Source organism: Streptomyces sp. NPDC046712 (assembly GCF_040645695.1).
Taxonomy (GTDB): domain Bacteria; phylum Actinomycetota; class Actinomycetes; order Streptomycetales; family Streptomycetaceae; genus Streptomyces.
Genome location: NZ_JBEYYW010000029.1, coordinates 99,564 through 107,568, shown reverse-complemented (window position 1 = coordinate 107,568; position 8,005 = coordinate 99,564). Strand labels below are relative to the sequence as shown.

General features: G+C 73.3%; 7 protein-coding genes. 2 read left to right on the top strand and 5 right to left on the bottom strand.

All coding sequences use genetic code 11. From position 1 onward, the window contains the following. Positions 1–55: 55 nt before the first annotated feature. The 3 genes from ABZ939_RS30360 to ABZ939_RS30350 all read right to left on the bottom strand — a co-directional run bounded on the left by ABZ939_RS30360 (position 56) and on the right by ABZ939_RS30350 (position 2,877). Complete coding sequence (locus tag ABZ939_RS30360; RefSeq protein ID WP_361862119.1) at positions 56–463, bottom strand: hypothetical protein; 408 nt, start codon at positions 461–463, stop codon at positions 56–58. 68 nt (positions 464–531) lie between these two features. Then, entirely contained in the window at positions 532–1,905 is a 1,374-nt protein-coding gene (locus ABZ939_RS30355) for an FAD-dependent oxidoreductase (protein ID WP_361862116.1), read from the bottom strand. Positions 1,906–1,932: 27 nt separating this feature from the next. Further along, positions 1,933–2,877: a DUF4349 domain-containing protein gene (locus ABZ939_RS30350; protein ID WP_361862113.1), complete on the bottom strand. Its 945-nt coding sequence runs from the start codon at positions 2,875–2,877 to the stop codon at positions 1,933–1,935. A 126-nt stretch (positions 2,878–3,003) separates the two neighbouring features. Between ABZ939_RS30350 and hemG the strand changes: the two genes are divergently transcribed. Further along, complete coding sequence (gene hemG, locus ABZ939_RS30345; protein WP_361862110.1) at positions 3,004–4,476, top strand: protoporphyrinogen oxidase; 1,473 nt, start codon at positions 3,004–3,006, stop codon at positions 4,474–4,476. A 17-nt stretch (positions 4,477–4,493) separates the two neighbouring features. After that, on the top strand, positions 4,494–5,207 hold the full coding sequence (hemQ, locus tag ABZ939_RS30340; RefSeq protein WP_361862107.1) for a hydrogen peroxide-dependent heme synthase: 714 nt from the start codon (positions 4,494–4,496) through the stop codon (positions 5,205–5,207). Positions 5,208–5,270: 63 nt separating this feature from the next. Here the strand turns inward: hemQ and ABZ939_RS30335 are convergent, their stop codons facing one another. Together ABZ939_RS30335 and ABZ939_RS30330 are read right to left on the bottom strand one after the other, a co-directional pair. Then, entirely contained in the window at positions 5,271–6,857 is a 1,587-nt protein-coding gene (locus tag ABZ939_RS30335) for an alpha/beta hydrolase (protein ID WP_361862104.1), read from the bottom strand. Between the two features lie 79 nt (positions 6,858–6,936). Continuing rightward, positions 6,937–8,001, bottom strand: a complete 1,065-nt coding sequence (locus ABZ939_RS30330) for a TIGR04222 domain-containing membrane protein (protein WP_361862101.1) — start codon at positions 7,999–8,001, stop codon at positions 6,937–6,939. Between the last annotated feature and the right edge of the window lie 4 nt (positions 8,002–8,005).

Genomic DNA, 8,005 nt, shown 5'->3' with positions numbered 1-8,005 from the left:
GCCCAGCGGTATCTGGGCCTCCTGGCCGTCTCGCTCGACGGCAAGGCGACCTCGGTCAGTTGCTCGTACCGGCCCCCGGGCCTGCGACTCGGCAGGCCTCGCAGTTGATGGGCAGGTTGCCCGCGCCGACCCGGCAGAAGTCGACGCCGGGGCCGCCGTCGACGACGCCGGCGTTGCCGCCGACCCGGATGAAGTCGCTGCCGGTGTTGCCGCGCACCGCGGCCATGGGCCCCACGAGGCCGTCGACGACGATGTAATCGCTGCCGCCGAGACCGTCGACCGAGTGGTTGGCAGGGACCGACGCACAACGGATGAAGTCGCTGCCGGCCGTGCCGGTCAGATTGGTGGCGGAGCGCGGGACGCCGTTGACCGTGCAGGTCACGGCCTGGGCGGGGGAGCTCAGAGCGAGCGGGGCGACGATGAGGGAGGCGGCGCAGAGCGCACGCACTGTGTGTCTGATCATGTCATCGAGTTAACCCACGGTCATTCAAACATCGCAATTCGTCACCACGGGTCACTGCTCCGCTCGGGTCAGCCCGCCTTGCGAACCGCCGCCAGCGCCTTCCGCGCCGCGACCAGCACCGGATCCCACACCGGCGAGAACGGCGGCGCGTACCCCAGGTCCAGGGCCGTCATCTGCTCCACGGTCATCCCGGCCGTCAGCGCCACCGCCGCGATGTCGACCCGTTTCCCCGCGCCCTCACGGCCCACGATCTGCACCCCGAGCAGCCGGCCCGTACGGCGCTCGGCCAGCATCTTCACCGTCATCGGGGCCGCGCCCGGGTAGTAGCCCGCCCGGCTGGTCGACTCGATCGTCACCGTCACGTACCGCAGCCCGACCTCGCGGGCGTCCTTCTCGCGCAGCCCCGTCCGCGCGATCTCCAGGTCGCACACCTTCGACACCGCCGTACCGACCACGCCCGGGAAGGTGGCGTAACCGCCGCCCACGTTCGAGCCGATGACCTGCCCGTGCTTGTTGGCGTGCGTGCCCAGCGCGATGTGCCGCTCGCGCCCCGAGACCAGGTCGAGCACCTCGACACAGTCACCGCCCGCCCAGATGTTCTCGTGCCCCCGCACCCGCATCGCGAGATCGGTCAGCAACCCGCCGTACACCCCCAGCGGCAGCCCGGCCGCCCGCGCCAGCGCCGTCTCCGGGACGACGCCCATCCCGAGCACCACCACGTCCGCCGGGTACTCGGCGTCCTCCGTCGCCACCGCCCGGACCCGCCCGTCCTCACCCGTGAGGATCTTCGTGACCGCCGAGGAGCCGACCGTCGTGATGCCGAGACCGTCCATCACCCGGTGGACCAGCCGCCCCATGTCCGGGTCGAGCGTCGACATCGGCTGCTCGCCCCGGTTGAGCACCGTCACCTCGTAGCCCCGGTTCAGGAGCGCCTCGGCCATCTCCACGCCGATGTATCCGGCGCCCACGACCACCGCGCGGCGGCCCTTCGTACGCTCCAGCGAGTCGAGCAGCGCCTGTCCGTCGTCCAGCGTCTGCACCCCGTGCACGCCAGGGGCGTCGATCCCCGGCAGCGGCGGCCGCAGCGGACGGGCGCCGGTCGCGATCACCAGCTTGTCGAAGCCCGTCCACGCCTCCGTACCCGACTCCAGGTCCCGGGTGCGCACCCGCTGCCCCGGCACGTCCAGTTCGGTCACCTCGGTCCGCATCCGCAGATCGATGTCCCGCTCCCGGTGCTCCTGCGGGGTGCGCGCGATCAGCTCGTCGCGCTCGTCGACGTCGCCGCCGACCCAGTACGGAATGCCGCAGGCCGAGTACGAGGAGAAATGACCGCGCTCGAAAGCGACGATCTCCAGCTCCCCGGACGCCTTGAGCCTGCGGGCCTGCGATGCGGCGGACATGCCCGCCGCATCGCCGCCGATGACCACCAGTCGTTCGCTCATACGAACACGCTACGTCGGCGCGGTGGTTCAGTCCCTGGATGTGTCAGGTTCCTCCGCCGGTCCGGCGGCCGGCCGTCCGCCGTCCGCACGCCGCGGCAGCCGGGGCCGGACGAGCAGCCGCCACACCAGATACAGGACGAGGACCGTCGCCAGCCACGGCGCCACCGCCGCCAGCACGACAACGACCCAGGTCAGCGCCGTCACCAACGCGTTCCAGCCCCCGGCGAGAGCCTCCAGGAAGCCCGGCCGGTCCTCGCCGTCCGACGGTGCCGCCTTCTCCTTCTCGGTCAGTTCGAGGGTGATCGTCGCCAGCGTCGTACGGTCCTTCAGGGAGGCCTGCTGGGCAAGGAGCGACTCCAGATCCGCCTGACGACGACTCAGCTCGCCCTCCAGGGTGACCACATCGCTCAGCTTCTCCGCCCGGTCCATCAGCGCCCGCACCCGGGCGACGCTCGCCCGCTGGGTGGCGATCCGGCTCTCCACGTCCACGACCTGCTCGGTGACGTCCTTCGCGTCCGCCTTGCGGGACAGCAGCCTGCCGGTGCCCGCCAGCTCCTCCAGCACCGACGCGTACCGCTCCTGCGGCACCCGCAGCACGATCCGCGAGGTCATGTGCGTGTCGTCGACCCGATCGGTCGACTCGTTGGCCACCTGGCCCCCCGCGCCCTCGACGACCCGGCGCGCGGTGGCCAGCGCCTTGGTGGCGTCCGCGACCTCCACGCTCAGCTCGGCGGTACGGATGATGTGCTGCTGCCTGGCCACGTCGGCGGGCTTCTGCGGGGCAGCCGCCCCCTTGTCCGCGCCACTGGCGGTGTCCGACTCGTAGCCTCTGTCGGCGGCGCCGCCGTCCGCGGGCCGCTCCGCGGCCGCCCCTTTGCTGTCGGCGCCACTGTCGGACGCGCCCCCGGCGCAGCCGGTCAGCGCGAGCGACACCGCCAGCAGCGCCACGGCCGCCCCTCGTGCTCCACGCATGGGATCCCCCTCGGGTGGTGGTGAGTGTTGCCGGTTCGACGTACGGAGTGGGACCGCGGGTTGCCCCCGGGCGATAGCGAAGCGGTCACGTTCCGGCCTCGGAACGGGTTTTGAGAGAGTGGAGCCATGAACGCGCACGTTGTCGTAGTCGGAGGCGGCATCGCCGGCCTCGCCGCCGCCCACCGGCTGCTGTCCGCCGGAGCACGGGTGACGCTGCTCGAAGGCGGCGACCGGGTCGGCGGCAAGCTGCTCGCCGGGGAGATCGCCGGCGCCCCCGTCGACCTCGGGGCCGAATCGCTGCTCGCCCGCCGCCCCGAGGCGATCGCGCTCGCCCGCGCCGTCGGCCTCGGCGACCGGCTCCGGCCGCCCGCCACGACCACCGCGTCCGTCTGGACCCGCGGGGCGCTGCGCCCGATGCCCAAGGGGCACGTCATGGGCGTCCCCGGCGACGCCGCGGCGCTCGCGGGCCTCCTCACCGAGGACGGACTGCACCGGGTCGAGCGGGACCGCGAGCTGCCCCCGGCCGAGATCGGCGAGGACATCGCCATCGGCGCGTACGTCGCGGACCGGATGGGCCACGAGGTCGTCGACCGGCTGGTCGAGCCGCTGCTCGGCGGGGTGTACGCCGGCGACGCCTACCGGATCTCGATGCGCGCCGCCGTCCCCGCCCTCTTCGCCGCCGCCCGCACCCACCCCACGCTCACCGAGGCCGTCCACGCCGTCCAGCGGGCGGGCGCCGCGACCCCCTCGGACGCCGCGGGCGCGGCCACCGGCCTCAGCGGCTCCGCCTTCATGGGCATCGAGGGCGGCATCGGCACGCTGCCCGCCGCGGTCGCCGCCGCGATCCGCGCCGCGGGCGGCGAGATCCTGACGCACGCCCCGGTGACGGAGCTGCGGCGGGTCACGGGACCGGAGTTCGGCTCCGGGCCCGCCACGCGGTGGCGCGTCGTGGCCGCAGGCCGGGCGATCACGGCCGACGCGGTCGTCCTCGCCGCCCCCGCCTGGTCCGCCGCAGAGCTGCTCGCCCGCGAGGCACCCGCCGCCTCCGCCGAGCTCGGCGCCGTCGAGTACGCCTCCATGGCCCTCGTCACCCTCGCCTTCCGCCGCTCCGACGTCCAGGGCCTGCCCGGCTCCGGGTTCCTCGTGCCGCCCGTCGACGGACACACCATCAAGGCGTCCACCTTCTCCAGCCAGAAGTGGCAGTGGGTCTCCGACGCCGCCCCCGACCTCTTCGTGCTCCGTACCTCCGTCGGCCGCTACGGCGAGGAGGAGCAGATCCTCCGCGACGACACCGACCTCGTCGAGGCCTCCCTGAAGGACCTCGGCGCGGCGGCCGGCCTGACCGCCCGCCCCGTCGCCACCACCGTCACCCGCTGGACCGACGGCCTCCCGCAGTACCCCGTCGGCCACCTCGACCGCGTCGCCCGCATCCGCGAGGCCGTCGCCGAGCTGCCCGGACTGCGCATGGCGGGGGCCGTGTACGAGGGCGTCGGCATCCCCGCCTGCATCGCCTCCGGCCACCGCGCCGCCGACGAGATCGCGGACGAGATCATCGCCACGTCGGAAACCACCCACCCTGGTGCAGGGCACTGTCCGTGACGGGCGAGAATAGGCGTATGAGTGCGCCCGAAAAGATCCCGAACGCCGGTAAGAAGGCGAAGGACCTCAACGAGGTCATCCGCTACACCCTGTGGTCTGTGTTCAAGCTGCGCGACAACCTGCCCGAGGACCGCGCCGGCTACGCCGACGAGGTCCAGGAGCTGTTCGACCAGCTCGCCGCCAAGGACATCACCATCCGCGGCACGTACGACCTCTCCGGTCTGCGCGCCGACGCCGATGTCATGATCTGGTGGCACGCCGAGACGAGCGACGAGCTCCAGGACGCGTACAACCTCTTCCGTCGCACCAAGCTGGGCCGCGCCCTCGAGCCGGTCTGGTCGAACATGGCGCTGCACCGCCCCGCCGAGTTCAACAAGTCGCACATCCCGGCCTTCCTGGCCGACGAGACGCCCCGCGACTACGTGAGCGTCTACCCCTTCGTCCGCTCCTACGACTGGTACCTGCTGCCGGACGAGGACCGTCGCCGGATGCTCGCCGACCACGGCAAGATGGCCCGCGGCTTCCCGGACGTCCGCGCCAACACGGTCGCCTCGTTCTCGCTCGGCGACTACGAGTGGATCCTCGCCTTCGAGGCCGACGAGCTGCACCGCATCGTCGACCTGATGCGCCACCTGCGCGCCTCCGAGGCACGGATGCACGTCCGCGAGGAGGTCCCGTTCTACACCGGCCGCCGGCGCTCGGTCGCCGAGCTCGTGGCCGGCCTGGCCTGACGGCCGTACGAACCTGGTGACAGCCCGGCCACCGGCCGGGCCGTCACCCCTTGACCCGGAAGATCAGACGGCGGGCGGAGTTTCCGCACGCCGCTCCAGCGACACCGGGTCCGGCTCCGGGTGCGGCGCGCACGACGCGCGCCGCACCGGCGTCCTTCCGGGCACGGCTCCGGTCAGCAGATACGTCTCCAGATACCCGTTCACGCAGGCGTTCGCGCCGCCCCCGATGCCGTGCGTGCCGGCATCGCGCTCCGTCACCAGGGCGGACCCCGACAGCCTGCGCTGCAGCTCCAGCGCCCCTTCGTACGGCGTGGCCGCGTCCCGCTCGGCCGCCAGGATCAGCACCGGCGGCAGCACCCCCCGGCCGGTCCGTACATCCAGCGGCTTCTGCCGAGGCGCCTTCCAGTACGCGCAGGGCAGGTTCATCCAGGCGTTGTCCCAGGTCTCGAACGGGGCGAGCTTCGCGAGCCGGGTGTTGTCCCGGTCCCAGACGGCGAAGTCCTCCGGCCAGGGCGCGTCGTTGCACTCCACCGCCGTGTAGACCGCCAGCCCGTTGCCGTCGTCGGTGGAGGGCCCGGTCAGTGCGATCAGCGGCTTCGGATCACCCTTCAGATACCGCGACAGCGCGGCGGCCCGCGACCTCCAGAAACCGTCGTGGTACGCGACCTGGAGCAGCGCCGCGTGCAGCTGTCCCGGGCCGACCTTCCCGCCCGCCGGGCGCGCCGCGAGTTCGGCGCGGACCTTCTCGTAGCTCTCCTGGACCTCCCGCGCCGTGGTGCCCAGGCCGTACACCTTGTGGTGCTTGGCGGCCCAGGTGCGGAAGTCGGCCCACCGGCGCTCGAACGCGGGCGACTGGTCGAGGTTGTTGACGTACCAGATCTGGCGCGGCGCCGGGTTGACGGGCGCGTCGAAGACCATCCGGCGCACCCGGTGCGGGAAGAGCGTCGCGTACAGCGCGCCGAAGTACGTGCCGTACGAGGCGCCCATGTAGGTCAGCTTCGTCTCGCCGAGCGCCGCGCGCAGCACCTCCAGATCGCGGGCGTTGTTGAGCGAGTGGTAGTGCCGCAGCGCCGTGCCCGTGCGGGTGGCGCAGCCCTGGGCGTACGTCTTCGCGCGGGCGATGCGCTCCCGCTTGAAGACCTCCGAGGGGTGGGTGGGCGCCGGGGTGGGGCCGGTGGCCCGGTCGGCGGGGTCCTGGCAGGAGACCGGGGCCGAACGGCCCACCCCGCGCGGGGCGTAGCCGACCAGGTCGTACGCGGCGGAGATCCGCTTCCAGGCGGGCAGGTCCGCCATCAGGGGAAAGTACGTCGAGGAGGCGCCGGGGCCGCCGGGGTTGTACACGAGCGCGCCCTGGCGGTCGGCGGCCGGACCCGATGCCTTGACCCGGCTGACGGTCAGCCCGATCCGGGAGCCGTCCGGGTCCCCGTAGTCGAGCGGGACCCGGACCGTGCCGCACTGGACGGACGGCGGCAGCTTCTCCTCCGCCGGGCAGCTCGTGAAGCGGATGCCCTCGGCGGCGGCGCGGCGGGCGGCGAGCAGCGTGCCGTGGGCTTCGGCGGGCGGGGCGTCGAGGGCCCGGGCGGGGGTGAAGGCCGCCGGTGACGACAGCACCAGGGCTCCGACGGCTCCGAACAGGACGAGAGATCTCACACCGGGATCGTTGGCGGCCGGATCGCCGAAGTAAAGGATCTACGGGCGGTGTCGGGCCCAATGCCCCGATGCGCCCCCGTCAGCCGCTCGAACTGGAGCAGCTCGAACCGCTGCTGCTGGAACACGAGCTGCCGCTGCTGCTCCAGCCGCTGCTGCTGGAGCACGAGCTTCCGCTGGAGCTCGAACAGCTGGAGCCGCCGCCTCCGCCGGAGCAGGCCGCGGCCGAGCAGCCGCCTCCGCCTCCGCAGGAGGACCCGCCGCCTCCGCCGCTCCCGCCGCCGCACGCGCCCCCGTTGCCCGCGCTGCCTCCGCACCACGAGAGCACCATGAGCGCCGCCGTGTCCGACGAGGAGTTGTGCGACGTGGTGCGCGGAGGGCGCGGGAACGGCTGCTGTCCCGGGCGCGAGCCGTACATCCGGGCCGCGGCGATCAGCTGCGCCCGCAGCTCCTCGTCCGGCACGGCGCGCAGCCCGCGCAGCGCGACCTGATGGCCGACGTCCTGCAGATGGATGTGATCCCGGTGGTACGCGGCCGATGCCCGCTGCCCGGCGCGGGTGAGCCGCCCGGCGTTGATCGCGCCGCAGATGAGCGCGAAGACCACGCCCAGCATGAGGACGGGCAGCACGGTGATGAGGAACGGCAGCGTGCCGGAGGGGCGGTCGACGGCGAGGGTGAGCACGGGGGAGAGGATCAGTACCGCCAACGAGCCGAGCCCCTGGGCGAAGCACCACCGCCTGACCGCGCGGCGCCGCTCCGGTGCCAGCATCAGCCCGCGCGCGGCGAGGCCGTCGCCGATCTCCTGCACGGCGGGGCTCCGCATCACCGCGAGGCGCAGCTCGTGCAGGGCGCCGCTGGGTGCGGCGGCGAGCTGCTGGAGGACGGCGCGGCCGACATGGTCCCGGGCGCGCAGGTCGGGGCGGAGCACGACGACGAGGCCGGGACCGCCGACCCCGATCAGTCCCTCGGCGTGCAGGGTCGCCAGTGCCGTGTCCACGACGCGGGGCGGGCCGCCGGCCAGGAAGGCGGCCTCGGCGAGGTCGTGGACGGAGCCCCTGCGGCCCGCGCGGGCGGTACTGAGGCGGGCGATCAGCATTCCCGAGCTGACGAGAACCACGACCCAGATGAGTACGGCGAAGCCGGTCATGTGT

Bases quoted from the DNA above. Each gene is read 5' to 3' on its own strand.
- ABZ939_RS30360 (WP_361862119.1), bottom strand. From the start codon at position 463: ATGATCAGACACACAGTGCGTGCGCTCTGCGCCGCCTCCCTCATCGTC.
- ABZ939_RS30355 (WP_361862116.1), bottom strand. From the start codon at position 1,905: ATGAGCGAACGACTGGTGGTCATCGGCGGCGATGCGGCGGGCATGTCC.
- ABZ939_RS30350 (WP_361862113.1), bottom strand. From the start codon at position 2,877: ATGCGTGGAGCACGAGGGGCGGCCGTGGCGCTGCTGGCGGTGTCGCTC.
- hemG (WP_361862110.1), top strand. From the start codon at position 3,004: ATGAACGCGCACGTTGTCGTAGTCGGAGGCGGCATCGCCGGCCTCGCC.
- hemQ (WP_361862107.1), top strand. From the start codon at position 4,494: ATGAGTGCGCCCGAAAAGATCCCGAACGCCGGTAAGAAGGCGAAGGAC.
- ABZ939_RS30330 (WP_361862101.1), bottom strand. From the start codon at position 8,001: ATGACCGGCTTCGCCGTACTCATCTGGGTCGTGGTTCTCGTCAGCTCG.